Origin of the sequence: Bacillus sp. CH_70 (assembly GCF_038007045.1) — a bacterium.
Classification (GTDB): domain Bacteria; phylum Bacillota; class Bacilli; order Bacillales; family Bacillaceae_G; genus Bacillus_A; species Bacillus_A cereus.
This window is the reverse complement of sequence record NZ_JBBOWL010000001.1, coordinates 2,518,009-2,544,319: the sequence shown is the minus strand read 5'-3', so window position 1 is coordinate 2,544,319 and position 26,311 is coordinate 2,518,009. Positions and strand designations below refer to the sequence as shown.

Here is a 26,311-nt window from a genome sequence, read left to right as displayed (position 1 = left end):
TCCGCTATTTGTGGGCAGTAGGACCCTCATCTCAAAATTCAGCGAAAGCAAAGAAGTTAAGTGGGGACCCTGCTGCCCGTAAAAGCCCGATTGGTGAGGGCTGATAATCAGTGGGGGATGCCCCCTGATTAAAGTTTCACTTTATTGATTCAGTAGAATACAACTTAGATTGTGATGGGAATAAAGTAAACACACACAAGACGATAGTAATAAATAACATGATCAATGAGCCTACAATAACTACAAGTTGTATAGAAATGAACTGAGTCGCAACACCAGATAATATTGTAATAAAGATTGTTACTAACGCAATAACAAGTCCATATATACTTCCGATCCGTCCCATTATATGAACGGGAACGTTATTTTGGTAAAACGTATAAAATCCTGTATTTGCATATGCCATAGAGAAAGATAAAATAAAGAATCCAATAGCAGCTATTAAAAATATATTTGAAAAAGCATAAATTAAATAACCAATTGCGATGAATAATGATCCTATTCCAATTAGAAATGAATGTGCTAATTTCTTTGACAAAATTGTATTTGTTATGGCACCTAAAATAAATCCTGCACCAGCTATACTAACTAGAAAACCATATTCACTATCTGTTAGTAGTAATACCTCTTTCGCAAACGATAGTTCAAGTGAATCAGTAGCAGTTGCTAATACGAACATACTTTGAAATAAGAAATACACACATACGACATACACATGTTTTCTACTAAAATTTATAACAGTGTTCCAATCTTTTTTTAATACTGTAAGAGATAATGTATTACTTGTTGTATCCGAAGCTTCTTTCTTATCAAGATTAGGTAAAAGTAATGTAATGAATCCTGATAAGAGAAATGCTATAGCATTCATATATATAGCAAACTCTGGTGTACCTGCAATTAATAATCCCCCCGCTACTGCTGGTCCAATTAATGATGCACCAGATCCTATTAAAGTACGTAATGAGTTGAAACGTTGTCTTTGCTCTACTGGAATTAATTTCGTCATATACGTCATAGCAGTTGGCTCATAAATTGCACTGGCCATACTTATAAAGAATACGAATACATAAACAATCCAAAGTGACGGAAGTAAAGGTAAAATAGCGATAAATAACGCACGATATATATCGAGGTGAATCATTAATTTCCGTTTATTTAAACGATCAATCATACTCCCAGACCAAGCGTTTGTAAATAAAGTGGCTAATGGTTTTATTACATATAAAGTAGCGACAGCTAAGGCTAAGCCACCCATATGATAGACAAGTACATTCAGTGCTATTAAGTAAATCCATGCCCCTAAATTCGCAATACCAACACCGGACAGTAGTAATAAAGGATATTTCCAATCTTTAAGAAAATTTTTCATTTTTGGCCCCCGCTTTCAAAATTGTTTTACAACAATAAAAAAATCCCACCCCCAAGACTTTTAATCTTAGGGACGAGATTTATCATCGCGGTGCCACCCTAGTTTGTTAATATGTCACCATACTAACCTTATCAGGTACTGCATTCTAATTCATGCTTATACCATAGCTCTATAACGGGAGCTCCCGTCACACCATCCCCTAATAATAGGTTCCGATGTGCTGCTCAGAGGCTTGGTTCAATAAAGAATTTTTACTCCTTTTCAGCTACATGGAGCTCTCTGTGAAAAATTCATTTTATTTACTCTTCTCTTCACTGCATTTATTTTTTCCATATTATCACATATAAATTTAACTGTAAATAAACAATAATCAGATATTTAACAACGTGTCACTGTTAGTTCTTTTATTTATTATTTTTTCTAAAAATTACGGTGCGTGAAATTACTCGCAACTCTAAAGAAAGAGCTATTTGCATATAGCTCCTTCCAAATGCCTGGATTAATTCGTATTCGCCTCTGTTAACGGTTGTAACGGCGGTTCTAATTCTAGTTCTAGTGTATCTCCTTCTTTTAAATCTTGTCCTTTTTCAATACTTTGACTCGTTACATAACCCGTACCAGAAGTTTTCAAATCTAATTTCAAAAGTTTAGAGAAATACATAACATCACGCATGGACCACCCTTTTACATTTGGCATTTGTGCGTTATTCCCTAATAAAAATATCCGATCACCTTCACTTATTACCTCGCCAGACTGTGGATATTGTTTTATTATTTTTCCTTCTCCTAAAATTACCGGCTGTAGCTTCTCTTTTTCTACACTTTTCTCTATTGTATCCATCGATTGATTTACATAATTTTGTACTTTTAATTGAGATTGTTTCGCTGCATCAGCTATTTGTTTTTCTGTATACGGTTTCACCTTTAAATATTCAAGGCTGTTTTTTATAACAGGTTTAAATATTTCAGCAAGAGGCTGAGCTCCATACTCATCTCCTTTTAACTTTGGCTGCTTAATAGCTAAGTATACGATTAACTCCGGATCGTCAATTGGAGCCATTCCTAAAAAGGAGAAAATGTAATTCTCTTTCCCTTCCATATATCGGCCATTTTCAGGATTCGGGATTTGTGCTGTTCCTGTCTTACCTCCAATTGGATAACCATCCACTTTATACATTGTACCAGTTCCTTTTGAAGATGTTATAACACGCTCCATTAAGCTTCTAACCTTGTCCGCTGTTTCTTTTTTTATCGGATTCCCAATTTCTTTCGGTTGATTTTCCATAATAACTTCTTTGTTTGTTGGATTTACAACTTTATCAACGATATATGGTTGCATCATTTTCCCGTCATTTGCTATAGCAGTAGCCGCTTGGATTAATTGAATCGGAGTTACTGTAGAACCTTGACCGAAAGAAGTTGTAACCTGTTGAATTTGTGTATTTAATAATAAAGTATTTTTCCTTTCTCCAGGTAAATCTATCCCTGTTTTTTGATTGAATCCAAATTTATTCATATATTGCTTAAATTTATTTGGTTTCAGTAACTGATCTTCTAAAATAGAAAAAGCTACGTTTGATGACCTTTCAAATCCTTCATCAAATGTAATTGATCCCCATCCAAATCCACCATTATGGTCTTTTATATCAGATGAACCAATGGAATATTTTCCAGATTGAAAATATTCTTTTCCGTTATATACACCTTCATTAATGGCAGCTGCTAATGTAAAAACTTTCATTGTTGAACCTGGTTCATATGCATTTGCAATCGGGTCATTTAAAAAGTATTCGATATCACCTACATTAGGATTGTAACTAGGTTTACTAGACATCGCTAAAACCTTTCCTGTTTTTGGATCAGCAATAATGCCAATTAACATAGAAGGATCATAATGTTCTTGCGCTTTGTTCATCGCTTCTTCTAAAAAACTATTAATTTGTTTATCAAGCGTTAAATATACGTTATTCCCATTTTTAGCTGGTTCTACTTTACCTATATCATTTGTAAGCGGAATTCCCCTTCGTGTACCCACATATTCTATATTTCCGTTTGTAGAGCGCAAATATTTATCCAAACTCTTTTCAAGCCCAAACTTCCCTTCCGTATTCCCTTTATCATCTGGTCTAGCAAAACCAAGTATATAGGATGCAAAGTCTTCATTCGGATACACTCTTGCTTTTTCCGACATAAAAGATACACCTGGTATTTTTAAATTATTAATTTTTTCTTTCGTTTCCCTAGATAAATTCCGACCAATTTTTCCAATTTCAACTTGTGTACGCCCTTCATGAAAGTTTTTTAATACTTCTTCTTTATCAATTCCAAGCGCATCGGCTAATTGTTGTGCGGTTTCATCTTTATTTTTCACTTTATCTTTTCCTTTTAAATTCACAACAACTCGATACGTTGTAGAATCTTGTACTAACACCTTTCCGGTTTGATCATAGATAGTGCCACGATTCGCTTCTAAAACACCTTTTTTATTATGTTGTTCATTCGCGAGATCCTTTACATTCACATTATGCACGACTCCTACTGCCTGAATGTAGAATATACGCAAAATCATAATAAGAAACAAAACAATAAAAGCAATCATCATATATCGAGCGCCTTTATTCGTTTGGAGTTTTTGCATACTTATCTCCTCTCTTTTGGAATGGATTCGTACGAAGATCCGTTTTTAAATTTGTAGTTTTTGTTTGCAATACTATATGTTTCGAAGTTTTCTTTTTAATTCCTTTAAAACAATGCGAAACTGACTATTGTTATTTTGTGTTATTATTTTATATATTTAAAATACGGTGCGTGAAATTTCAGAATATTAATTAGTACAACTTGATTACAGAGCACTCTAAACTCTTTTCGTATTTCCTATAAAAAAATTCCCCTCTGGATGTCCAAAGGGGAACTTTTTATAGGAAAATTATGCGATATGGTTATATTTCGCTAAGAAAGGAATTCGTCTCGCTACTAATGCATACATTTTGAATACAAGTTTCGCTATTGGTTCAAACATACGTGTACTTTGCATTACTAAAGCACTCGTAATAAGTGTTAAGAATGCTGCACCAAGTATATCTAAAGGATAATGAACACCTACGTACATACGTGATATACCGACTAGTACTGCCCATAATAGCGCGATATATTTCAGTTTTTCTCCTCTAAGAATAAATACGAAGGCGATTGAAAATACAAGTACAGAATGATCACTAACGAATGATGAATCTGCTGCATGTGGTACTAATTGATGTACATCATGTGATACGAACGGACGCGGATGGTAATATACCGCGTGTATAAGAACATTTACTAATAATGCAATAATAACCGAAAGCGTCGTATATAAAACTGTATATTGTTTTCTAATTGCCTTTTCTTTCTTTCCATTATTAAACCATAAGATAAACATAAATAGAACGGCTACGTATGCAGCGCTATTTGTAATAGCAATCATTAACGTATCTAATAGTTTGGATGAATCAGCAAAATTATTAAACCACTGAAATACTGTGTAATTCATTAAACTCTCTCCTTACATACAAGTGTTCTTGATTTACACAGTATACAATACCATTATGAAAATAGGCTTAAACTTTTTTCATCTAATTCTCATTTTACTATTACTCATGTGACAATTATAAAACAAATTTTATACGCTATTTATGTATAAAGCCGGTAAGCCTTTATAATAAGGCGGTTCGTATTTTTTTCATGTTTGAAATACATAACATATTCATTTAAATATACTAATTGCAAAATCATATTTTTTAATTCATTTGAAGTACAATATTTCCGAATTGTTCCCCATGTTCCATACGGCTTAGTGCACTAATTGCTTCTTCTAACGAGTAAACCTTATCAATAATTGGTTTAATTTGATATTTTTCAATAAACTTTATCATCTCATTAAATTCCTCACGGCTACCCATGGATGTTCCCATAATATCAATTTGATTATAAAATAATGCGCGTAATGGTAATTCAATTGTATCTCCTGAGCTTGCACCAAAATTCACGATTCTTCCATTTGGTTTTAATACATCAAAATATTTCAAGAAAGTTGCCGGGCCTATACTATCTATTATTAAATCTACTTTTTCACCTTGTAAGCTCTCTTCCCAATTTCCGGTACTATTAAAAGAAATATCTGCACCATATTTTTCAGCAAGTTCTCTTTTATTCTCTACCCTTGAAGTAACACTCACTTTTGCGCCGATTGCTTTCGCGAATAACATGGCAAATGTAGCTACACCACCTCCTATTCCCGGAATTAAAACATGTTCACCGCACTTCAATCTACCCTTTGTAAAAAGCGCTCTATATGCAGTTAATGCGGATAAAGATAAAACACCTGATTCTTCCCAAGTAAGATATGACGGCTTTTCTACTACATTTTCAGCTGGTACAATTACATATTCAGCAAACGTTCCATCTTTTGGTCCACCTAGCACTTCCGGTAACTCCGGTACTTCAGTAGCATGTTCCCATCCAATACTAGGATTAATAATAACTTCTGTATGTAGTGTAATATTTGAAACTCCTTCTCCTATTTCTGTAACAATTCCTGATCCATCTGACCCTATTACTAATGGTAGATCCATTTCTTTTCTATTATTTATAATAAATAAATCCCTATGATTTAATCCTGCAGCTTTTAACTTGACTTTTACTTCACCTGCATTAGGACTTATCTCAGGTAGAAATTTATATTCTAACCCCTCTAATCCTTTTTCATATTGATGTACAATAGCTTTCATTGCTTAATTCCCCCTTAATATTTCCAATGTACTAGAAATATCAAAATAAATAAAATAGTTTGCCTCCAATAATTAGAAATTATATATTTTGACATGAAAAAAATCCCCTCCCTATAAAAAGTATAGGAAGAGGTTTCAAAACTAGTTAGATAGGAATCTATAAATTCATTGAGTTCTAGCCAATTCTAATATTTTTCGAATAAACGGCGCTTTCGCCTTTGTATATGAGACACGATCAAAAGCATATGTAATAGCAAGCATCTCTTTTAATTCTCTATATTCTTTACGTGCCCATTCATGCCTTATTAGAAAGTCACGAAATAAAATATTGTTTCTCCACTCATCACTATTATAAATATAAATATGCAAATGATGAGTACCCGCTCTCCATTTTCCCTTTCTAAAAAAACGCCAATTGGTTGTATCTTTTGGAACATATTCATATCCAATTTCCGATAGAACTTCAATCCAGTTTTCAGTAATTTGTATGTCTGTTACGCCAATCATCATATCAATAAGAGGTTTAGCTCCTAATCCTTCTACTGCTGTGCTTCCTATATGTTCAACAGCAATTATTTCTTGTCCTAACAAGGAACAGAATTTCTCTTTTTCTTTTATATACTCTTCAACCCAGTCTTTTTGATATGCTTTAATAACAATTTGTTGATCCATTGTATTCACCTCTTTATAAGTGTTTATCATTATATTTATAAAATTTTATATTATTAGCATAGGATTTCCATAAAATATGTCGAATAGTGGAATGTACAACATAATTATATTAAATGTGAGGTAATCTATGAAAGATAATTCCGTGGAAATTCAGTTAAATAACGTAACATTCCAATTAAAAGAATATCATAATTTTGATTGGCTTATTAAATTAGGAACCGTATTTGCAGTTTTTGACCAGCAAGACTCAGGTAATATAAGTTTTGGTGTAGAAAAAGATGGGCATAAGAAATTTATCAAATACGCAGGAGCACAAACAATTGCATTTGAAGGAACAACGGGTCACGCTATTAAAAGGCTAAAAAATTCAGTTACTATCTATGAAGATTTAAAGCATGAATCGCTCATAAGACTAATTGATCATTTTCCAGTCCAATCTGGATATGTATTAATTTTCGATTGGTTTGATGGTGAATGTCTTCATTCGCATTGGAGTTTCCCACCTCCTGAGAAATATAAAAATCCAAACTCTCCATTTTATAAATTTAGACATTTATCTGCTATAGAACGAATTCATTCCTTACATTCCCTTTTTTCTTTCCATACTTATGTAGAAAAGAAAAACTATGTAGCAATAGATTTTTATGACGGTAGTATTTTATATAATTTTAATACAAACGAAACAAAAATTTGTGATATAGATTTATACAGTAAGAAACCTTACATAAATAAAATGGGCCGGCTATGGGGTTCCTCCCGTTTTATGTCACCAGAGGAATTTGAACTAAACGCTATAATTGATGAAAGAACAAATGTATTTAATATGGGAGCAATGGCTTTCTCACTTTTAGGCGGTGAAAAAGATCGTTCCTTTATAAAATGGGAAGCAAGTAAGGAATTATATGAGGTAGCGTATCGTGCTGTAAATAAAGATCGCGCAGAACGGTATGCATCAGTTACAGAATTCTACGAAGCGTGGTTAAAAGCAGCTAACGCAGAAAATATATAACCTTAAATTATTAAAAGAAATATAGAGTTTATACTATACTTGTTTTGTTTTCTTTGCTATTGCAAACTTCAAAAAAGCTGCAAGTAGGAGGAGGAGCGGTATTCCCTGAATAAAGAGACATCCTCCAAAAAAATCAAGCGTAGTGCTATATGGAGAGTCTGTTGCCATCACACCTATAAATAAAGCCATTGGACTTGTGAGTAGATTTATCCCTAAACAGATCATTATCAATGATAGATTTTTAGCCTTAATTTTTGATGAACCAGACAAGAAAAATAAAAATATCGCAGTACCAAATATAAGAAACAGTGTTACATAAAAACTTACCATAATATCCCTCTATGAATCTAATTGTACCATTAGAAAGGACAAATTTGAATAAATAGGATATTTATGTAAGTCAGATATAGTGTCTCTTTATCAGTGGCAAGAAAAAAGTGGATCCCTACTCTCTCACAAGGAATCCACTCTTTCTATTTCTACAACTCTATTTATATACGTTCCTCTTCTTGTCCTTACGAGAACTGCCATCACTAGATCATTAACATAATTATCTTTAGCGGAAGTTAAAGGTTTTTATTTTCTTGCTCAATTAAAGCACCTGTTAGTTAAAGATTATGGATAATTAATTTGAAAGTTTTTTATCTAAATACACCTTTTCTTTTGGAAAGCCAATCTTCTAAGGCATCTTCGTGTAGTTTTGTGAATAATTTTGGTATTTGGTCTATTGGGAAGTATTTTAAATCCAAAGTCTCAATACCATCTACAGTAAGTTCTCCACCAATTGGCTTACATTGAAAACAATGAGTGATAGTCTGAGCTTTATCTCCGTTCGGAAACTCACCAGAATATTTAGAATAGACACCTATAAGATGTTCAACTTCAACATTTAATCCTGTCTCCTCAAATATTTCTCGTTTAGCGGTTTCTTCAAGAGATTCTCCAAGTTCCATAGCACCACCTGGAAGACCCCATTCATTTCTATCTCCCCGTTTTTGTAAAAGAATTTCATTTCGTTCGTTATAAACAATACCTCCAGCAAAATTAAGAAATATTAAATCATGTCCTACTTTTCCCCGGATATAACGAATGTAGTCCTTATTTGTAGTCATAAATTCCCTCCTAATTTATATATATAATACAAATTAATTATATATAAAGATAGAAGAAAATAGTAACAAAAATGATAATATTCCTTATTCTCATAAGGGATTTGCCCTTTACTTTTTATCAATCTATGCGTTTATTAACCATTTCTATTCTAATACCTTCATTTCCTAAATCCCCTTTCAAAATAAAGAGACCACCATTTCTTAAAACAATTTTATCGCAGTTCTAAAAATTGGTGTCCTCTAGTTTTCTAGCCGGACTATATTCTATTTTCAAGCCCATTTCTATCTCCCCATGAATAAAACTCAATGTTCTGTTTATACTACAACTACATCTAGAGACACATCACTGTTTAGAGCGGCTAGGTTTTGTTAGCTGCTCTTTTGTGTTTTACACAAATAAAATCAATAACTCAGCATATAATATCTATGTAGCTAGACTATTACCTCTGTATCGAGCAGTTAGGCTGGGCTAAATGCTCTTTTATTTATGACAAAATAAAACTTTTAAACAAAATTACTTTCGTATAACATTTTCAATCTCGCTTACACTATAACTGTAACTTTAAATTACACATCTATTACTTGTAGGGCCTAATTTTCTTTTGTGGAACAGGGGTTAGCTCATAAAGTTAACCACTTTGTTGCGTTAAATATTTTTTATTTCTCAATACTTAATACCTGGAATTATTTCTAATTTATTGGTATTAAGTATTGACATAGATTTTCCTCATATGCAATTTTTGAAAAGGCCTTTTCTCTCATATCAGGCTCTTTTATTTATTAAAAAAAGATTATTTTATATAGATTACTATAAGCATCCATAAAGCCAAAGCACCAATGATAGCGAGTACTATACGTGTTGATAGTATCCTTACTTCAAAGTCTGTTTTCTTGGAGGGTTCAGGATATGCAATTATGTAAATTCCCTTTAATAATGCAAGCCATGCAATAACCGTTAGGAATCCCTGCCAGTTGAATACCCATACATTATGTACAATTACAGTACCTAATCCTAGGAAAATCGATAGAAAACCATACATAATACCAAATCCTCTGTCTTCAACCACTATTTTTTTTAAGTCACGTAGCACAGATGGACGGACGAAAAGTATTCCCGATACGATAACCGTCATCCATCCCCAGAACAGCCCTAAAAAAGTACTAGTTTCCATTATTATTTCACTCCCCTCAATTATATTTATATTTCAGATATTCCTTCCTTTAGAACAATTCCAGCACTTTTCACATTTACAATAACTAAATATCCCCATCTTACCAGTTTTAAAATCTTCATTGTCATGACTATTAATAAGTTTATATCTTTGTATACATTTAGATTATTTTAATTTACCCAACCAATTTCCTAATATAAATTAATTCCTTTCCTCTCGAAGATATTCTTTCTATTCCCACCCTCTTAAGGATACCTTAGAAAATATTTCTAATTATTGTAACGTGGTAGCTTGTTTTTCTTTAAACAAAAGGCTTATTTTGTTTAAAAATTCATTCCAATTTATAACCACTATATTTTTCCTATATTTTCTATTACAATTTAATAGAAATATTTTGATAACAAAGGAGCAACCTATGAAGCATAATATAAATCTATGGTCTTTTATTTTTTCATTCATTTGCATTGCTTTTTTTCTTATATATCTTGAAATATGCACACCTGAAATGAATGCGTCGTTTATAAATATCGTTTATTTTCACCCTTTATTTTTTGTGCTCATTTTTTCAATAGGAACTTTTTTTGCTGGTATTAAAGGCTTCTCTAAAGCAGGTAATTGGATAACAATGCTTAGAAGCATAGTAACAGTTCTGCTAACATTGTTATTATCAGTGTTTTTAACACTAACTTTAATCATTGGTTATGCATTAAGTTAAATGTAATTCTTCACGAATAAAACTAAATATTACGTCAATACTATATATGACATTAGATTTTCTCCTTGTTCCCCCTTGGAGATGAGCAGTTAGTTTTTGTTAACTACTCTTATTTTCTACAATTGGTTTCATTTACCTGATGTATTTAACGTAATATTAAGTTACGATATAAACGAATAAAATATATTTGGCTGTTATACCATTACCCTAGGAAACTAGGGTTTTTATTTCTATAAAATGAAATTTTTATTGTAATTACTCACCTATAGTTTTATATTTTTCAAACATTCCTTCCGGAGAGTATTTACTAGCTGCCTTATCATTAATTCCGTTCTTCCTAATGCTAAAGCAATTTCCTTCACCTTTCCGAATCCATAATACTTATATATGTAGGCTAATCCTTTCGTTGTATACGGCTTCTTATGATTCGGATGGTAATCGGGATGATACTTCATTCGGCCCTGCGCATCATATTGAACTTCCACCTTGATCACTTTCCTTTCAAATGAAGTTTTTATTAAGCTACTTGATAAGCTTTACAAACTCATGATTCATCTTCGTCTGCATCAATCCGCAAAAAATATTTCTACCTTCAATTTCAAACCATTCTTCATTACGGCCGTCGCCTCAAATACTCCGCTTATATGATCAAATTTCTTGATATCCTCGTCCTCTAACATTCCGAATTTTTCTGGGAGACTATCGTAGAATTTTTCTACTGCATTTTCTAAATCATACTGACTTTTATATGTTTGTTCGTGAATTAACTGGACCTTCATTTTCATTCTTCTTTTCTAATAAAATAGCGTTTTTGTTTAGTTTCACTCTAAAAGTAAAATTTTCATTTTTTCATTCAACCAAGTTCATAACATATCCTTTTCCCCCGATAAAATAATGATTAGGTGTCCCATGCGCATTTTATTCATTGGAAATAATACCTTTCACGTACTTACGTATTAGAAACTTCATTTCTGCTTCTTCTCCACTAGCAATTTTGTTCACTTTTTTGATACATTTATGAAACATTCACATGTTATCTTCAATATGTTCTATTCTTTTTGAAAAACCATGTGAGAATACCAAAATAAGAAGCCCTAGAACCCTAACTCTAGGGCTTCTTGTTTTCAAATAAGGATTTTGCTAAAAAACTACACATTTATTAAGAACATGCATAAAATATAATGTGGTATTCTTTTTCAATATTAATGTTTATCCGAGAGCGCCTTGAATGGCGCTCTTTAATTTCCAAATAACATTTTTAGATAATTACGAGAGCGGATTTTATTATGTTGTACAAGCACTACTTCACTTTATTAAATAGACTATATAGATATTTAAAAGAAGGGAGCTTTAAATTCACATGGCTGATTACTTTTATAAAGATGGTAAAAAATATTATAAAAACCAATCACATTCCAACAATCAAAAAAATAACTGTTTTATTGAAACTCATACGATAGCTGGTTCTGCAGAAAATGAAAATGGAAATATACCTGTGTCAGTTTTCCTTGAAACCACCGCTCCACAAACTGTATTTGAGGATTTTACAAACAATCATAACAAAACATTAATTCAGTTATTCGTTGTTAGTATGAGTGCACCCGTTCAAGTAACTATTCTAACAAGAAGATCTAGCGTACCAATTACTACTACATTACAACCTGTTCAAACAAAAATATTTCAAGTTGAAGATTTTCAAAGTCTTACTCTTACAAAGCAGGAAGGTTCTACTAGTGTAGTTAGTTTATTTGTTCAAAAAACATTTTGTATATGCTGTAACGATAATAACGATAATAACGATTCATGTGATGAATATTACCAAGAATGTAATTGATAGATTAAATCACCAGAAAAACCCTTTATATAAAGGGTTCTTTTCCTTTTACTCCCCTCATTTTCCCGTTTTTTATTAAAATAACGATTTTATTATGTTTCCTAACTTACAGTAATGTCCTTAAAAAACATTCATATATATTTATCAGATGCACTTTTAAATCCCAGAGTATCAAATACTTTTAAGAGTTGACTGACCAATAATATTCGAATTATCTTTAAAAACTTATTAAAAATAACTTAGATACAAAAAAGCTACGTTTTATATAGGATAAAAAATTATCTTAAGTAAAGGAGCTTGATTATTTGTGAATTATCAAAATGATAACAACTCTAACATTCACAAACCTTGTTCTTGTCCATCTCCCACGGCTAACAGTTTAAATGTTGTTCAAACTACCCCATCAATAGTTTCTGTAAACTCTGCGATTCCACTAGATACTGTGGTAAATTCTAATGGCACGGCAATCTCATTCACACCACCAACAACTGTTTTACTTGAAGGTGGAAGAACCTATTTGGCAATCTATGAAGTGCAAGTTATCATTCAACCAGGAGGTAATTCGGCAGGTATCACTATGTATCTGAATAATAATCCAATCATTGGATCAGGTACTTCTCTAGGATATACAGCCGGATTCACTTCTGTATCAGCCCCCGCAATTTTCACTACACCTCCAGGTATAACAAGTACTCTTACTGTTAATGTAGGACCATATTCTAATACATTAAATACGTTGGGCTTAACTCTTGCTGTTGTAGCATTAACATAATAAAATGTAAAACTCTCTAAAATGATTTTATTTGTCCCTTAACTGTCTATTGGGCTAGCCTCTAAGAACCCCCCATAACTACATATAGAAAAAGTACATTATTTGGTTCGATAGTACTAGGTGACTCGGCTAGCACAATTGTTGAGTCACCTATTTTTTTATAATAAAATAACGCTTTTAATTTTATTTCCATGAATACAGCAAAAAAAGAGGCCCTATGGCTCTTTTTTTATTCCTTAATAACAATCTAAATATGATAAAATATATCCATCGCTCATATGTCCAACTATGCAATTTTCAAAGTAGCAACATTACAACTAGACTTATACAACATAATTCAAAACAAAATGAAGGAGTATTTTAAGTGAAAGGACATATTCGAAAAAGAGGAAATAAGTACTTAGTGTGTTTCTGGTTATAAGACAAAAAAGAAGCAGTAAAAAATGTGACGAAAAAGATTACGGATTTAAATGAAGGGACTTTTGTGGAGCCGTCTAAGCTTACTTTAAAAGACTATCTCGTTCAGTGGCTAGAAATTAAAAGGATGAGTTTAGAAAAGAATACCTACGTTTCTTATAGTAGCAACATAACCCACCATGTTTTACCGAACATGCAGAAAGAAGTAGTAAAAAGTTTTGGTAAAAGTATCTTTGAATAGCTAATGTTTGCATTTTATAAAAAAAGCTAAATAAATCTTGTATGAACAAGGTTTATACATCCTAACACATGTTATCATGTATAATACATATGTTAAGTAAATTCAGAATAACGAGGCAAATATTATGGACTTTGTTTATATTAATCAAAACGTATTAAATAATCTTCTATACATTTTATGTAGTATATTTGTTTTTTATTTCATATATGATAGCAGGCATTATTTGAAAAAATACAAAATATTACTGATTACCCTTTGTTCTAGTATCCCGCTTATTTTATGTATGCGATACCCTATCTATATGGATGAAAGTTGTATTCATGATTTAAGACAAATTCCGGTCATAATAGGTACGCTTTATGGTGGATTTCCTGTCGGTATCATATTGTTTACAATTTTATTAATTACAAGATTTATATTTTATGGCTTTAATATGCTGACAGTCGTTGTTTACGGAATAATGTTCATCGTTACAGCACTCGCATCTTCAAAATTTAATACATATAATAGAAAGCTTAAAGTAGCTTTTTCCATGTTTTTAACCTTTTTCCTAGCAATATTTACAACTGTAATTGTATTAACTTTATCAGATTTTGAAGTGAATAATTTGTATATTATTTATTTCATGGTATTACCGACTACTTTAATGTTATTTATTGTTTATATAAATGAAGTTATAAAAGATGCTGTATTAATGCGCTCAAAATTAATTAAAATGGAAAAAATGGAGATTGTTAGCCAACTCGCTGCAAGTATATCGCACGAAGTAAGGAATCCTTTAACGGTTGTAAAAGGATTTACACAGCTTTTAAAAACACCAAATTTAACTCCTGAATCAAGAGACGAATATATTAAACATATACTTGAAGAGTTAAATCGTGCCCAAGAAATTATCGATGATTACTTAACGTTTGCCAAACCTGCTCCAGAAAAATTAGATCAAATTTCAGTAAAGCAAGAGTTAAATCGAGTTATTAATATGATATTGCCATTGTGTAATATGAATACGATACATATTACACAGGATTTTTCTGAGGCAACCATTGTTGGTAATAAACAGCACTTTCAACAATGTTTTTTAAACTTAATAAAAAACAGTATTGAAGCAATGCCTAATGGTGGTACCTTAAATATTTCCTCATCTATCAATAATAGTGAAGTTGAAATACGAATTGAAGATAGCGGAGTTGGAATGTCACAGGAGCAAATACATCGATTCGGTGAACCGTATTTTAGTACAAAAACAAAAGGAACTGGTTTAGGTACGATGGTTGCTGTTAAGATTATTGAGACGATGCATGGAAGTTTAAAAATCCGAAGTATCGTTAGTAAAGGAACGACTTTAACGATTACGTTCCCGAAATATAGTGAGAATACGCATTTAAACAAATAAAAAAGGAGCATAGTTGCTCCTTTTTTATTTGTTTCGATACATAAGTATCTTCAATGTTTTTTTAGTTTACATTTGTGAAGACTAATTAAAAATTAGTATCCTCCGCCCCAGCAGCTGCATCCTACAATTATTAATAGAATGAATAACACAACTAGTAAAGCGAAACCTCCACCAAAACCACAAGAACCACCGTAACTCATATTTTCTCCTCCTTTTGGTTTGAAAACTAATAGGTAGTTGATCATTTTAACTGGTTCGTATTATACATTATGTATATATCCCTTTTTTGAGCATGTCTACATAAAAATAAGTAAAAGCACTCGTTTAAAGAGTGCTTTAAAATGGATACCAAAAGTTTTGAAATACGTTTAATTTTAAATATACCGCAGCAATGAATATGAAAACACCGGCAAATAAAACGATGAAATCTTCACGTTTCGCCTTACTTGTATAAAACCATGTACGTTTATCCTTCTTTCCAAATCCTCTTAAATCCATTGCATTTGAAATCGTATCTATTCTTTCTAGAGAATGAATGATTAGCGGCCAGAAAATTAAAACACGATTCTTCATACGAACCCATATATTTGCTTCTCCTTTTTCAAAAGCCACTCCTCTCGCTTCTTGCGCGTGTTTAATAATTTTATACTCAGACTGGATGTCAGGAATATAACGTAGTGCAATATTTACTGCATATGTAATCTTATAATGAATACCAAGTTTACTTAAGCTACTTACAAATTCGCTTGGATCTGTCGTGTAAATAAAAAGAAGTGTAAATGGTAATAACGTAAAATACTTTAATGAAAGTGTAACTGCATAAAATAATGTTTCATATGTAATCGTTGCATATCCAATATGTAAAAACGCGGTATATGATTCAGTTAATTCAGATCCATGAGTTGGTGTAATAAATAAAATCATGACAGAGTTTAATAAACTAAATGTAAATATGACACTAAAAACAATTAAAATTTTACAAAATGGAATTTTAGCAATGCTGAGTCCGATACACCCAATAATAAATAGTATTAGCAACACCCGAAAATCAAAAAACAAAAAAGTAAGCGTCATACAAAAAATAAATAAAAACAATTTCACTACCCCATCCATACGATGAAAATATGTACTATGCACCTTCCTCCCTCCTATTACTATCTAAATAAAGTTCCATAAATTTTTCCGGACATGCAATCCCACTAAATTTAACAAGCTTGGTTAAAGAACTCTCTCTTAAGTTAGCTATTTGTAACGTTTCTTGATCACCAAATACATTAGACACTGTATTATCCGCAATAATTTTCCCTTTATGTAGAACTACTGCACGGTCTGCATATTCTAGTGCGAGATTCATATCGTGAGTAATAAAAATAAATGAAATACCCTTCTTAGCTAGTTTTTTAATAAACGACATAAATTGTTTATAATGATAATAATCTTGTCCCGCTGTCGGTTCATCTAATATGATAAGCTTAGGATTTGTTGTTAATACAGATGCGATTGTTAATCTCTTTTTTTGCCCATAGCTTAGTGCTTGAATTGGCCAATTACGAAATGGATATAAACCACAAATTTTTAAAGTTCCTTCTACTCTATTCTTAATTTCTTCCTTAGAAAAATTATGTAATGTTAATGTAAATGAAACTTCTTCAAAAACAGTAGGCTGTGTAATCATATGATTTGGATTTTGCATCACGTAAGATATGATTTCCCCACGTTTACGAATAGACCAAGAACTAATATTTTCACCTTTTAACAAGATTTTCCCATTTTTCATTTTGTTTATGCCTATAAGACTATGAGCTAATGTGGATTTCCCTGCTCCATTATGTCCCAACAGTGCCACAATTTCTCCTTCATATATTGAAAGGTTTACATTTTCTAATACTTTTTGTTTATTAGGGTATGAAAATGATAAATTCTCCACTTTAAGTAATTCCTTGTTTTTAGTATTACCTTTTAATATGACTTGTTTCTCCATCCACTCTTTTAGAACGTTGCCTACCTTTTCTTTTTGAAGGTTTTCCATTGGATATATTACGTCATTATTACGATCAAAATGTAATCTCTTTAATGCTTCGATGTAAATAGGCTCTCTTAAGCCAATACGTGGCAATATATTTGACGCTAAGATTTCTTTTGGTGTTCCTATTGCAATGACTTTACCTTCATCAATTAATATAACTTTGTCTAAATCCAGCTTTAAAATTTCTTCTATCCTATGTTCGATAATAACAATCGTTTTATTATATTGCTCATGTATATCTTTCATAAGTTCTATCGTATGTACGGCGCTTAGTGGATCTAAGTTCGCTAACGGTTCATCGAACAATAATATATCCGCATTTGTTGTTAATAAACCAGCTAGAGAAACTGTTTGCTTTTGACCTCCTGATAATTCATGTGGACTTTGTTTATGAAACGTATGCATCTTCACCTTTCTTAATGAGTCCGAAACAATCTTTTTCATATCATCTTGCTTTACACATTCATTTTCTAAATAAAAAGCTACATCTTCTTCTACTGTCAGACCAATAAATTGAGCATCTTGATCTTGCAAAATTGTTCCTACCTGCTTACTTTGTTCAAAAATACTTCCTTCCCTCGGGTCTTTACCGGCAATTAAAACGTTACCTGTACTAGTCCCTTCGTAAGAAAATGGGATTAGCCCATTTATACAATGAGCTAATGTCGACTTTCCTGAACCACTTCGTCCAGCAATTAGTACTTTTTCCCCAGGGTATATATGAAAGGTAATATCACTTAAAGTAGGCTGCGCAGCATGCCCATATTGAAAGGTGAATTGTTCAAACGAAATAATTGGTTTCATGTTAACATCCCTACTTTTCAATTTTTAAATGTGTATGTTTCTTATTAGATTTTGTCAAGCCAATTGTAAGTGGCAATCCAACTACTAAGAAAACGATAACATCGGAAATTGTTGCTCCTAATACTTGTATAACAATTTTGTCAAATGGTTCTCCCATCACAATAATATCGAATGCCCCAGCAAATATAATAGCAATGACAATACCAACTAACCCAGTAATTGCTAAATAAGAAATATGCCCCTTGTTAAACGACCCGTTTTTCACACTAAAACCAACTCTTTTTTGAATAAGACCCATCGAAAAACCAATAATCCCTGAACTAATAACCCAGCCCCACCAAATCCCCCATCCAGCAATCGTATCTGTTACAGTATGACCGATAAGTCCGATTAAGAGTCCTGCCACTGGACCAAATAATGCTCCAAAAACAGTTAATATAGCTAATGCTGGTTTAATAAATGTATTCGGTGCAATAGAAAATCCCCAAAGTCCTAATATCCCGTATAATGCTGCTCCAATACCGATTGCTACTACTAACTTTGTTGATAATTTGTTCATTACAATTCCCCTCTCATATTAGTCAACTTTTATTACTCTATATTTAATTTAAAAATGAATTATGCATCTACACTCCCTTTCTATACAACAAAAAATGACCTCTTATATAAGAGGTCATTTTCTTTCACGTTCAAGAATCCTCTTATCTTTCAAAAAACACAACGTGTCCTCTGCGGAATTAGCACCTTCCTATAAAATTGCATAGGGGTTGCTGAGGTTTCTTAGGGCCGTTCCCTCCACCTCTCTGGATAAGTATTAATTTGTAATTCGTATTATGGCACTAAAAAGTGTAAATTTCAACACTTTTCTTACTATTTTTATTTTTTGTTAAATGGCGCATTTAAATCATTGTATTCTTATCGGAATTGTGAAATAATGAATTCAAAATCGTTTCGGGAGGAATGCATTATGAAAGTGATTGGTTTGATTGGAGGATTAAGTTGGGAATCTACATCATTATACTATAAACATATTAATACGCTTACACTCTCTCAATACAATCAAAATGCAAAGTTAGTTTTATATAGTATGGATTTTGGTGAAGTAACTACTTTATTACAAAACCATCAATATGAAGAAGTGAAAAATGAACTAGTTACAGTTGCAAAGAAAGTTGAAAAATCTGGGGCTGAATGTTTATTAATGTGTTCAAATACCGTACATCTATTTGCCGAGGAAGTAGAACAAGCAATATCTATCCCGCTTCTTCACATTGGTGATGTAAGTGCTAAAGAAATGGTAGAACAGAATATAAAACGTATCGGACTATTAGGAACAAAACAAACGATGGAGCAAGATTTCTATAAATCACGATTAGCGAAATATAACATTGAGACAATTATCCCCAATGACGAGGAAAGAACTTTTATCCACCATGTCATATTAGATGAATTAAGTAGAGGGATTATTTCAGAAACATCTAAAGAAGAGTTATTACAAATTACAAAATCATTAATTCAAAATGGTGCTGAAGGTATATTATTAGGCTGCACTGAAATACCTTTACTCATCTCCCAAAATGATCTCACTGTTCCCGTTTTTGATACTGCTTTTTTACATGCAAATACTGCTGTGCAATTTGCTGGATAAGAATATACAAGCATAAAGGTGAGAACCTCTATGCTTGTATAAAGTTATGACTATTTATCCTGCTATTTGCAGGCAGTAAAGCCCCACCAATTAAATTTTTACTTTATTTAAAAGAGATTCAATAACTGCAATTGCTTCTATTGAACCACCACATTCTAAAAAGCTATCATTAAGTTTTCTTATACCATGTTTATACTTTTCATTTGAAAGAACATCTGTTACGGCCTCTTTTAAAGTGTGTACATTAACATGTTCTTTCAATAGTCTATGTGCCGCTTCAAGCTCAGTTAATCTTTGCGCTATCATAGGCTGATCTTTATCATGCGGTATTATTACAAATGGGACATTATAATGAATGGCATCGTGTACGCTATTCATACCACCATGTGTAATAAAAACATCTGCTTCATTTAATATTTCTGATTGAGGTACGTATGGAGCAATTATAAAATTATCTGGCGCTTGCTTTATTTTTGAAATATCATTTCTATCACCAATTGCCATTACAACTATCCCATCAAAATCTGAAAAAGTATCAATACAAGTATTAAAGAATGGTTCGAGTCCTTCAAGCAGTGTTCCCATTGAAATGTAAATAACTTTCTTCTCTTTAAGTGATTCCAGTGGAAACTTTATATTTGTTTTACGCTTTGAAATGCTCGGTCCAATAAAAATGTTATTTTCTCCGAACGATTCGCTATTAGGTTGGAAATAACGACTTGTGTATACGAAACAAACATCACCCTTATTATTCATAAATTGAAGATTATTCTTTGGTTTTACTCCAAATTTATGTTCCATCTGATTTAGTAATTTTTCAGAGATCTCCTCTGGTTGGAATGGTATATCTGCATTTGGATGAAAAGGTAATGTCTTCAAAAACTCTGAAGGAATTAAAAATATAGGTGAGGAAACTACACCTGGAACTTGTAAATACTCCTTTACTAACTCTCCCGCGCCAAATATATCATAAATTACGAAATCAAAATTTATACTTTCACATAATTTTTTCGTAATTTCCAATATATATAAAGAAGTTTGAACATGCACATGAAAGAAAGCATTTAATCCAGATGAGGTTTCAGCATCAATAGAAATTTCCTTTAATAGATCCGGATGAGTATGTACAGTAGCTCCTAAATCTTCAATTCTATCCTTAAAGTTTGTCGTTGTAATATAATGTACGTGATCCCCTCGTTCAGTAAAGGCTTTTACTAAATTTAATGTAGGGTTTACATGTCCCTCTGCTGGAAAATTAACCACTAAAATATTTAGCACTTATTCCTCACTCCTTATATTTCACTGTTTTAATTAAGCTTACTGTTATTTGTACATATAATCGTCCCCTAATAGTCCTAAAGTGCTTGTTACATTATGTTGATAAATAATTTTCAGTCATCAACATAAAAAAAGCATCTACCTATGTAGATGCCTAACCGTGATAAGGAGTGTTCTGTGAGGTTAGAACAAGCTTTTCTGCTTGTCCTATGCTATCAATATATGATTTATTTTATAAAATGTGAATCGTTAATAGAATTATTTTATCCATTTTATATGATCAAATGGATAAAATACCATTTCTACCTTACCTATTATATTTGACTCATCAATAAGTCCAAGTGTATTCCTACTATCTTTACTATGATTACGATTATCACCTAACACAAATAATTTATGCGTAGGAACGTTTATTTCTCTAAAATTTGAAAAACGATTGGATACTTGTAACATATCTAAATGTATATACGACTCATCACGCTTTTTACCGTTAATATATACCTCATCCTCTTTTAATTGTATATTATCCCCCGATAATCCAATAATTCGTTTCACATAGTAAGTAGGCTCGTCTTCTTTTTTTATGATGACAACATCCCCATGATGAAAAGACGATAAACAGACGTTTACCTTATTAACAAGTATATAATCTTTTTCATTTAAAGTAGGTTGCATCGAAATTCCTTCTACCATACAAAATAAAAATGACTTATTAATAAAAATAACCCCTATTATAATTAAGATGTAGCTACATATGTTCCTCCAATATTTTAGAATAAACAGCTTCATATATACCTCATTTCCAATCTATTCCCAGATAAAAACGCCTCTAGTTCACATTAATGCTAGAGACGTTTCGTCCATTTTAATTCTCTTTAGAGTTATCTGTTTTTGGCGCTTCACCAGTTAATCGCTTATTTTTCAAATCAAAATAAGCATCTAAAACTTCTTTTCCAATGTCGGAGTTAATGCCCGATTTATCATTTTCAACCCACGGTACTACAATAGAAAATGCTACTTCTGGATCATCATATGGCGCATATCCAGCCAATGTTAAGTTATAACATTCTCTACGATCGCCTTTCGCATTTCGCCCAATTTCATTTTCTCCACCATATACAGTTTGTGCGGTCCCTGTTTTACCAGCTGGTTTATATGGTGCTTTTTGGAACGCTCTTACTCCCGTTCCATCTCCTTCTTGAAATACTTTTCTAAATCCTTCTTTTACTTGATTAATATATTCTTGTTTCATATCGATTCTATTTAAAACAACGGGTTCTATTGATTGTACTACTTTACCAACCTCATCTTTTTGAACGGTTTGTTCTCTAATTTCTTGAACAATTTGCGGTTTCATTCGATACCCTCCATTTGCGATAGTCGAAATATATTGTGCAAGCTGAAGTGGTGTATACGTATCATATTGTCCAATAGAATAATCTAATAAGAAACCAGGCTGATTATCTTTTCTTCCAATTTGTCCTGCAGTTTCATTTGGTAAATCAATACCAGTTTGTACGCCTAATCCAAATTGCCTGAAATAATACCTCATTTTATCAAAATATTCTTGTTTAATATCTAGTGAACTATTTTTCACATAATCCACTCCAGCAATTTTTAATGCTATATTAAACATATAAACGTTTGAAGATACTTGTAACGCTCTTAGATCGTCTATATCACCAAAATTTTTCCAAGACTTCTTCTCCTTAGTTCCTTTAAACTTCATAGGTGCATCATAAAAATGTGTTCCAGGAGTTATTGCATTTGTTTCAAACCCTGTTAACACTGTCGCACCTTTAACCGTTGATCCAAGCTCATAAGAACTAGTCAGCGTGCCTAAAGCGTAATCTTCTACTTCCATTTTCCCGTCTTTTTCTACAAGCTTTTTCCCAGCCATTGATAATACTTGACCATTTTTTGGATTCATCATCACTACGAAAGCACGGTCTAACATTGATTCTGATCCTTTATATTGTTTTAATATTTTTTCTATGCTCTCCTCTACTTTTTTTTGCAATTCCATATCTATTGTTAAAGTTAAATTTTTACCGCTTTTCCCTTCAGTAACAGTTTCCGTTTTAATAGTATTTCCTTGTTTATCAGCAATGCTTCTTACTTCTTTTTTTGTACCATGAAGTACATCTTCGTATTGCTGTTCGATATAACTTTTGCCAACCCTATCATTTCGGCTATAATCACGCACTAAATAATAATCTAATCTTTCACGTGGCAATCCTTCATCAGCATTTGAAACGTTACCAAGGACAGAACGGAATAGACCATCATTTACATAGATTCTCTCCCAATCAACTGATGCATCTACCCCTGGGAGGTTCGCTAAATTTTCACTAATCACCGCATATTCCTGTTCACTAACGTCCTTTTTAATAATTTGAGGTGCCATTTGAAAACCTGAGGTCATTTTACTTTTAATAGCTAACACTTCTATATCTTTAGCTGTTAGTTCTTTAAGATTTTTATCTGTAACGCGCTTCCTTTTTAAATCTTCTATTTTTTTGTCTAGCTCTTTTCCGGTAATATCCTTATTTCGGAACTTATCTATTTCTTTTTTGGATACTAAGTCTTGAGCAAGTTCTGGATTTAATTGCATCCAAAAGTCTTTCTTATCAGTCTCAGTTAACTTATCAATATCTTCTTGTGGCATTTCAATAATGTCTGCAAGTTGTCTTGCTGATTTTAATATTTCTTCTTGTTTTACACCTTTCACCTTTGTATATGTAATCGTACGTAAAGACTTATTATCAACTACTGGATTTCCTTCACGATCAAATATTTTCCCACGTGGTACAGAAAGGCCCACGGTTGCATTTTCTCTCTTCTCTACTTCATTTTTATATGTTTCTCCATCAAAAATTTGCACTTTCCCTAACTGAATAATAATGCCAGAAAATAATAAAAATACACAAAGGAATAAAATATTTAACCGGAGAGGTACTACTCTACCACTTTTCTTCTCTTGCTTTTTCACCTTGTCATAATCTCCTCCTTACAATATTCCAAATAATAATCATATTTCTATATTAAAAGTAATGTACAATTTCTATACATTGCTTTGTACAAATATTAATATAATGTTTAAAACTTAATAGAAATTAAAACAAAGGTAAAGAAAAGGTAAAGTTTACTAAATTAAATATAAAAAATACCCAATAACAAAAAGTTTAGTTTTCACTAATCGCTTTGTTATTGGGTATTAATTGATTTAAGAATTACTACTAGTGCGTATCGCTATACATTTGTCGTCACAATTAGAAAGAGATTGTTTATTTAGTACTTTCGGTAAGTAAATAGTTACTGTTGTCCCGACCCCAACCTCGCTCATGATACTAATTGTCCCTTGATGACTTTCAATAATTTTATAACTTAACATTAATCCAATACCAGTCCCTTTTTCTTTCGTACTATAAAAAGGTTCACCTAATCTCTTAATTCTTTCTTCAGGTATTCCTATTCCTTCATCTATTACATGAATAATGACACCATCATCATTTATTTCTTTTATGTGAATTGAAATTCCCCCACCATTTGGCATAGCTTCGATTGAATTTTGCAAAATATTAATAAATACTTGTTTCAATTGATTTTCTGAGCATTCAATAATTATATCTTTGTCACCCGTAAAAAGTTCAACTTGAATATTTGTCATAATTGCTTTTGTATTCATTAACGATACGACATTTTTAAAAATTTGATAAATATTTTTCTTTTCTGTATTTATCTCATCTGTTTTAGCGATTGATAGAAATTCTTGTAGGATTGCTTCTATCCTTTCAATTTCAGAAAGCATAAGATCAAAATATCTTTCTTGATCTTCTTTATTAATTTGGAATAACTGTATAAAACCTTTAATTACAGTTAAAGGATTTCTTACTTCATGAGCCACGCCAGCTGCTAATTGACCAATTGCTGCAAGCGTATCTGATTTGTTTAACAATTCTTCTGTCTTTTTTCGCTCTGTAATGTCGCGTACAATAATCATAATTTTATCACGTAATAATGGTAAGCACCTAGCTTCAAAGAAATCAATACTTCCATTAAGTGTGAGTGGATATTCTACAATTACATTCGTTCCTTTTTCCTTCACTTGATTAATGGCTTCCTGAAACTGCTGTGCTACTGAAGATGGTAATACTTCGTAAAACTTTTTTCCCATAAAAGCTTCTGCGGGTACGTAAAACTTCGTAGGAGATCCTGCCTTGTAATCAATAATCGTGCCATCATCTTCTGTTAAGAAACATAAATCTGGTAAAGCTTTAAAAATTAATTCCAGTTCAGATGTTTGTTGTTTTAACTGCTCTTCTATCGCTTTTAAATGCGTAATATCTACACCAACAGCCCAATAACTATATCCTGTTACAGGAAACTGTTCTGATATATTCGACCACATTATTGTTTTGATTTCACCATTTTTACATGTTAAGTGCATTTCCCAATCTCTGAAATTTTTTCCACAAGTTAAAAATTTCTTTTGTATTTGATGGCGATAATTATGATCAGGATACAATAATTGCAGTGCATTTGGATTTCCAATTATTTCTTCAGCGGTATAACCTGTTACGATTTCGCATTCTCGGTTCCACAAAACAAAATCTCCATTATAATCAAGCGCATCGACCATAACAGGCATGTTTTGTAAAATCGTATGTAGTTCCTCCTCTTTCCGAGAAAGCAACGTTGTATTTTTACTTTGAAATACTTTTATTGCACCATCTAAAATTAAACTTGAGAGCATTTCAAAGTATTTTTGACAACTGAAAATTTCACTTTTTTTGGACCATACAACAAAAGATCCTAAATGTTGATTGTATAAGAAAATGGGGATTTCAATCTTTGGAAGTTTACTCTTTTTTATCTCATTCATTCCGAATGAAAAAACACACTCTTTTTCAGCATCAAGAAGTTGATGTGATATGTTAGTTAATTTATAAAATTGTTCTGCCATGGTTTCTATTGTACTCACATCAATAAGTTCCATTAGCCGCGAATTCATTCTTTGTTCACCTCAATATGTAAAATTAATACAAATCTAAAATTCATACTTCTCCATTATACGAAGAAAGCT

The 26,311-nt window shown here is 32.0% G+C and carries 22 protein-coding genes, 3 pseudogenes, 1 riboswitch and 1 other annotated feature; of the genes and pseudogenes, 7 read left to right on the top strand and 18 right to left on the bottom strand.

Annotation, left to right across the window (positions count from 1 at the left end):
* Positions 1-136: 136 nt before the first annotated feature.
* The 5 genes from N2V79_RS12880 to N2V79_RS12860 all read right to left on the bottom strand — a co-directional run bounded on the left by N2V79_RS12880 (position 137) and on the right by N2V79_RS12860 (position 6,804).
* A complete protein-coding gene (locus N2V79_RS12880; RefSeq protein WP_053564325.1) occupies positions 137-1,369 on the bottom strand; it encodes an MFS transporter in 1,233 nt (410 codons plus the stop codon).
* A 65-nt stretch (positions 1,370-1,434) separates the two neighbouring features.
* Positions 1,435-1,693 (bottom strand) — a binding site (T-box leader).
* A gap of 175 nt (positions 1,694-1,868) precedes the next feature.
* On the bottom strand, positions 1,869-4,007 hold the full coding sequence (locus N2V79_RS12875) for a penicillin-binding protein (RefSeq protein WP_340719931.1): 2,139 nt from the start codon (positions 4,005-4,007) through the stop codon (positions 1,869-1,871).
* Between the two features lie 288 nt (positions 4,008-4,295).
* Positions 4,296-4,895 (bottom strand): undecaprenyl-diphosphatase, encoded by a 600-nt coding sequence (locus tag N2V79_RS12870; protein WP_001110124.1) that lies wholly within the window; start codon positions 4,893-4,895, stop codon positions 4,296-4,298.
* 247 nt (positions 4,896-5,142) lie between these two features.
* Positions 5,143-6,132 carry a zinc-binding dehydrogenase gene (locus N2V79_RS12865; RefSeq protein ID WP_053564327.1) on the bottom strand — a complete coding sequence of 330 codons (990 nt, stop codon included), beginning with the start codon at positions 6,130-6,132 and terminating at the stop codon, positions 5,143-5,145.
* A 165-nt stretch (positions 6,133-6,297) separates the two neighbouring features.
* Complete coding sequence (locus tag N2V79_RS12860) at positions 6,298-6,804, bottom strand: GrpB family protein (RefSeq protein ID WP_340719930.1); 507 nt, start codon at positions 6,802-6,804, stop codon at positions 6,298-6,300.
* Between the two features lie 127 nt (positions 6,805-6,931).
* Here N2V79_RS12860 and N2V79_RS12855 point away from each other — a divergent pair, with 127 nt between their 5' ends.
* Positions 6,932-7,813, top strand: a complete 882-nt coding sequence (locus N2V79_RS12855; protein ID WP_088021928.1) for a protein kinase domain-containing protein — start codon at positions 6,932-6,934, stop codon at positions 7,811-7,813.
* 33 nt (positions 7,814-7,846) lie between these two features.
* Here the strand turns inward: N2V79_RS12855 and N2V79_RS12850 are convergent, their stop codons facing one another.
* The 3 genes from N2V79_RS12850 to N2V79_RS12840 all read right to left on the bottom strand — a co-directional run bounded on the left by N2V79_RS12850 (position 7,847) and on the right by N2V79_RS12840 (position 10,097).
* Complete coding sequence (locus N2V79_RS12850) at positions 7,847-8,143, bottom strand: hypothetical protein (protein WP_000253417.1); 297 nt, start codon at positions 8,141-8,143, stop codon at positions 7,847-7,849.
* A 311-nt stretch (positions 8,144-8,454) separates the two neighbouring features.
* Positions 8,455-8,925: an NUDIX hydrolase gene (locus tag N2V79_RS12845; RefSeq protein ID WP_000210489.1), complete on the bottom strand. Its 471-nt coding sequence runs from the start codon at positions 8,923-8,925 to the stop codon at positions 8,455-8,457.
* Positions 8,926-9,716: 791 nt separating this feature from the next.
* Positions 9,717-10,097: a hypothetical protein gene (locus N2V79_RS12840; protein WP_340719929.1), complete on the bottom strand. Its 381-nt coding sequence runs from the start codon at positions 10,095-10,097 to the stop codon at positions 9,717-9,719.
* 415 nt (positions 10,098-10,512) lie between these two features.
* On the opposite strand from N2V79_RS12840, the gene N2V79_RS12835 reads away from it, so the two are divergent.
* Entirely contained in the window at positions 10,513-10,812 is a 300-nt protein-coding gene (locus N2V79_RS12835; protein ID WP_053564331.1) for a hypothetical protein, read from the top strand.
* A gap of 255 nt (positions 10,813-11,067) precedes the next feature.
* Here the strand turns inward: N2V79_RS12835 and N2V79_RS12830 are convergent.
* Both N2V79_RS12830 and N2V79_RS12825 read right to left on the bottom strand, forming a co-directional pair.
* Positions 11,068-11,297, bottom strand: a pseudogene (locus N2V79_RS12830) (DNA-entry nuclease).
* 59 nt (positions 11,298-11,356) lie between these two features.
* Positions 11,357-11,591, bottom strand: a pseudogene (locus N2V79_RS12825) (hypothetical protein).
* A gap of 581 nt (positions 11,592-12,172) precedes the next feature.
* Here N2V79_RS12825 and N2V79_RS12820 point away from each other — a divergent pair.
* The 4 genes and pseudogenes from N2V79_RS12820 to N2V79_RS12805 all read left to right on the top strand — a co-directional run bounded on the left by N2V79_RS12820 (position 12,173) and on the right by N2V79_RS12805 (position 15,469).
* Positions 12,173-12,646: an exosporium protein D gene (locus N2V79_RS12820; RefSeq protein WP_242806323.1), complete on the top strand. Its 474-nt coding sequence runs from the start codon at positions 12,173-12,175 to the stop codon at positions 12,644-12,646.
* A gap of 307 nt (positions 12,647-12,953) precedes the next feature.
* The gene (locus N2V79_RS12815; RefSeq protein ID WP_001109242.1) at positions 12,954-13,418 is read left to right on the top strand and encodes a hypothetical protein; all 465 of its coding nucleotides are present in this window, start codon (positions 12,954-12,956) and stop codon (positions 13,416-13,418) included.
* A gap of 364 nt (positions 13,419-13,782) precedes the next feature.
* A pseudogene (locus N2V79_RS12810) lies at positions 13,783-14,031 on the top strand (site-specific integrase); the annotation flags it as partial.
* A 169-nt stretch (positions 14,032-14,200) separates the two neighbouring features.
* Complete coding sequence (locus tag N2V79_RS12805) at positions 14,201-15,469, top strand: sensor histidine kinase (protein ID WP_098679919.1); 1,269 nt, start codon at positions 14,201-14,203, stop codon at positions 15,467-15,469.
* A gap of 92 nt (positions 15,470-15,561) precedes the next feature.
* On the opposite strand, the gene N2V79_RS12800 is transcribed toward N2V79_RS12805, so the two are convergent.
* From N2V79_RS12800 to N2V79_RS12785, 4 genes are all read right to left on the bottom strand, one after another.
* Positions 15,562-15,669, bottom strand: coding sequence for a YjcZ family sporulation protein (locus N2V79_RS12800; protein WP_000120182.1), 108 nt, complete (start codon positions 15,667-15,669; stop codon positions 15,562-15,564).
* A 136-nt stretch (positions 15,670-15,805) separates the two neighbouring features.
* Complete coding sequence (locus N2V79_RS12795; protein ID WP_016124672.1) at positions 15,806-16,606, bottom strand: energy-coupling factor transporter transmembrane component T family protein; 801 nt, start codon at positions 16,604-16,606, stop codon at positions 15,806-15,808.
* On the bottom strand, positions 16,599-18,299 hold the full coding sequence (locus N2V79_RS12790; RefSeq protein ID WP_340719928.1) for an ABC transporter ATP-binding protein: 1,701 nt from the start codon (positions 18,297-18,299) through the stop codon (positions 16,599-16,601). Before N2V79_RS12790 ends, N2V79_RS12795 begins: the two co-directional genes overlap by 8 nt.
* A 10-nt stretch (positions 18,300-18,309) precedes the next feature.
* On the bottom strand, positions 18,310-18,858 hold the full coding sequence (locus N2V79_RS12785) for an ECF-type riboflavin transporter substrate-binding protein (protein WP_095690805.1): 549 nt from the start codon (positions 18,856-18,858) through the stop codon (positions 18,310-18,312).
* 139 nt (positions 18,859-18,997) lie between these two features.
* Positions 18,998-19,113: riboswitch (SAM riboswitch) on the bottom strand.
* A gap of 153 nt (positions 19,114-19,266) precedes the next feature.
* On the opposite strand from N2V79_RS12785, the gene N2V79_RS12780 reads away from it, so the two are divergent.
* The gene (locus N2V79_RS12780; protein ID WP_340719927.1) at positions 19,267-19,947 is read left to right on the top strand and encodes an aspartate/glutamate racemase family protein; all 681 of its coding nucleotides are present in this window, start codon (positions 19,267-19,269) and stop codon (positions 19,945-19,947) included.
* A gap of 90 nt (positions 19,948-20,037) precedes the next feature.
* On the opposite strand, the gene N2V79_RS12775 is transcribed toward N2V79_RS12780, so the two are convergent.
* The 4 genes from N2V79_RS12775 to N2V79_RS12760 form a co-directional block, all read right to left on the bottom strand.
* On the bottom strand, positions 20,038-21,225 hold the full coding sequence (locus tag N2V79_RS12775) for a macrolide family glycosyltransferase (RefSeq protein WP_340719926.1): 1,188 nt from the start codon (positions 21,223-21,225) through the stop codon (positions 20,038-20,040).
* 258 nt (positions 21,226-21,483) lie between these two features.
* Positions 21,484-22,014 (bottom strand): signal peptidase I, encoded by a 531-nt coding sequence (gene lepB, locus N2V79_RS12770; protein ID WP_071730400.1) that lies wholly within the window; start codon positions 22,012-22,014, stop codon positions 21,484-21,486.
* Positions 22,015-22,090: 76 nt separating this feature from the next.
* Positions 22,091-24,217: a peptidoglycan D,D-transpeptidase FtsI family protein gene (locus N2V79_RS12765; RefSeq protein WP_069355660.1), complete on the bottom strand. Its 2,127-nt coding sequence runs from the start codon at positions 24,215-24,217 to the stop codon at positions 22,091-22,093.
* Positions 24,218-24,451: 234 nt separating this feature from the next.
* The gene (locus N2V79_RS12760) at positions 24,452-26,239 is read right to left on the bottom strand and encodes a PAS domain-containing sensor histidine kinase (RefSeq protein ID WP_053564341.1); all 1,788 of its coding nucleotides are present in this window, start codon (positions 26,237-26,239) and stop codon (positions 24,452-24,454) included.
* Positions 26,240-26,311 lie beyond the last annotated feature (72 nt).

Excerpts from the sequence above, each read along its gene's own strand:
- lepB (WP_071730400.1), bottom strand. The coding sequence starts at position 22,014 with ATGAAGCTGTTTATTCTAAAATATTGGAGGAACATATGTAGCTACATC.
- N2V79_RS12845 (WP_000210489.1), bottom strand. The coding sequence starts at position 8,925 with ATGACTACAAATAAGGACTACATTCGTTATATCCGGGGAAAAGTAGGA.
- N2V79_RS12760 (WP_053564341.1), bottom strand. The coding sequence starts at position 26,239 with ATGAATTCGCGGCTAATGGAACTTATTGATGTGAGTACAATAGAAACC.
- N2V79_RS12790 (WP_340719928.1), bottom strand. The coding sequence starts at position 18,299 with ATGAAACCAATTATTTCGTTTGAACAATTCACCTTTCAATATGGGCAT.
- N2V79_RS12800 (WP_000120182.1), bottom strand. The coding sequence starts at position 15,669 with ATGAGTTACGGTGGTTCTTGTGGTTTTGGTGGAGGTTTCGCTTTACTA.
- N2V79_RS12855 (WP_088021928.1), top strand. The coding sequence starts at position 6,932 with ATGAAAGATAATTCCGTGGAAATTCAGTTAAATAACGTAACATTCCAA.
- N2V79_RS12780 (WP_340719927.1), top strand. The coding sequence starts at position 19,267 with ATGAAAGTGATTGGTTTGATTGGAGGATTAAGTTGGGAATCTACATCA.
- N2V79_RS12865 (WP_053564327.1), bottom strand. The coding sequence starts at position 6,132 with ATGAAAGCTATTGTACATCAATATGAAAAAGGATTAGAGGGGTTAGAA.
- N2V79_RS12820 (WP_242806323.1), top strand. The coding sequence starts at position 12,173 with ATGGCTGATTACTTTTATAAAGATGGTAAAAAATATTATAAAAACCAA.
- N2V79_RS12840 (WP_340719929.1), bottom strand. The coding sequence starts at position 10,097 with ATGGAAACTAGTACTTTTTTAGGGCTGTTCTGGGGATGGATGACGGTT.
- N2V79_RS12870 (WP_001110124.1), bottom strand. The coding sequence starts at position 4,895 with ATGAATTACACAGTATTTCAGTGGTTTAATAATTTTGCTGATTCATCC.
- N2V79_RS12880 (WP_053564325.1), bottom strand. The coding sequence starts at position 1,369 with ATGAAAAATTTTCTTAAAGATTGGAAATATCCTTTATTACTACTGTCC.
- N2V79_RS12785 (WP_095690805.1), bottom strand. The coding sequence starts at position 18,858 with ATGAACAAATTATCAACAAAGTTAGTAGTAGCAATCGGTATTGGAGCA.
- N2V79_RS12860 (WP_340719930.1), bottom strand. The coding sequence starts at position 6,804 with ATGGATCAACAAATTGTTATTAAAGCATATCAAAAAGACTGGGTTGAA.
- N2V79_RS12805 (WP_098679919.1), top strand. The coding sequence starts at position 14,201 with ATGGACTTTGTTTATATTAATCAAAACGTATTAAATAATCTTCTATAC.
- N2V79_RS12875 (WP_340719931.1), bottom strand. The coding sequence starts at position 4,007 with ATGCAAAAACTCCAAACGAATAAAGGCGCTCGATATATGATGATTGCT.
- N2V79_RS12850 (WP_000253417.1), bottom strand. The coding sequence starts at position 8,143 with ATGGTAAGTTTTTATGTAACACTGTTTCTTATATTTGGTACTGCGATA.
- N2V79_RS12835 (WP_053564331.1), top strand. The coding sequence starts at position 10,513 with ATGAAGCATAATATAAATCTATGGTCTTTTATTTTTTCATTCATTTGC.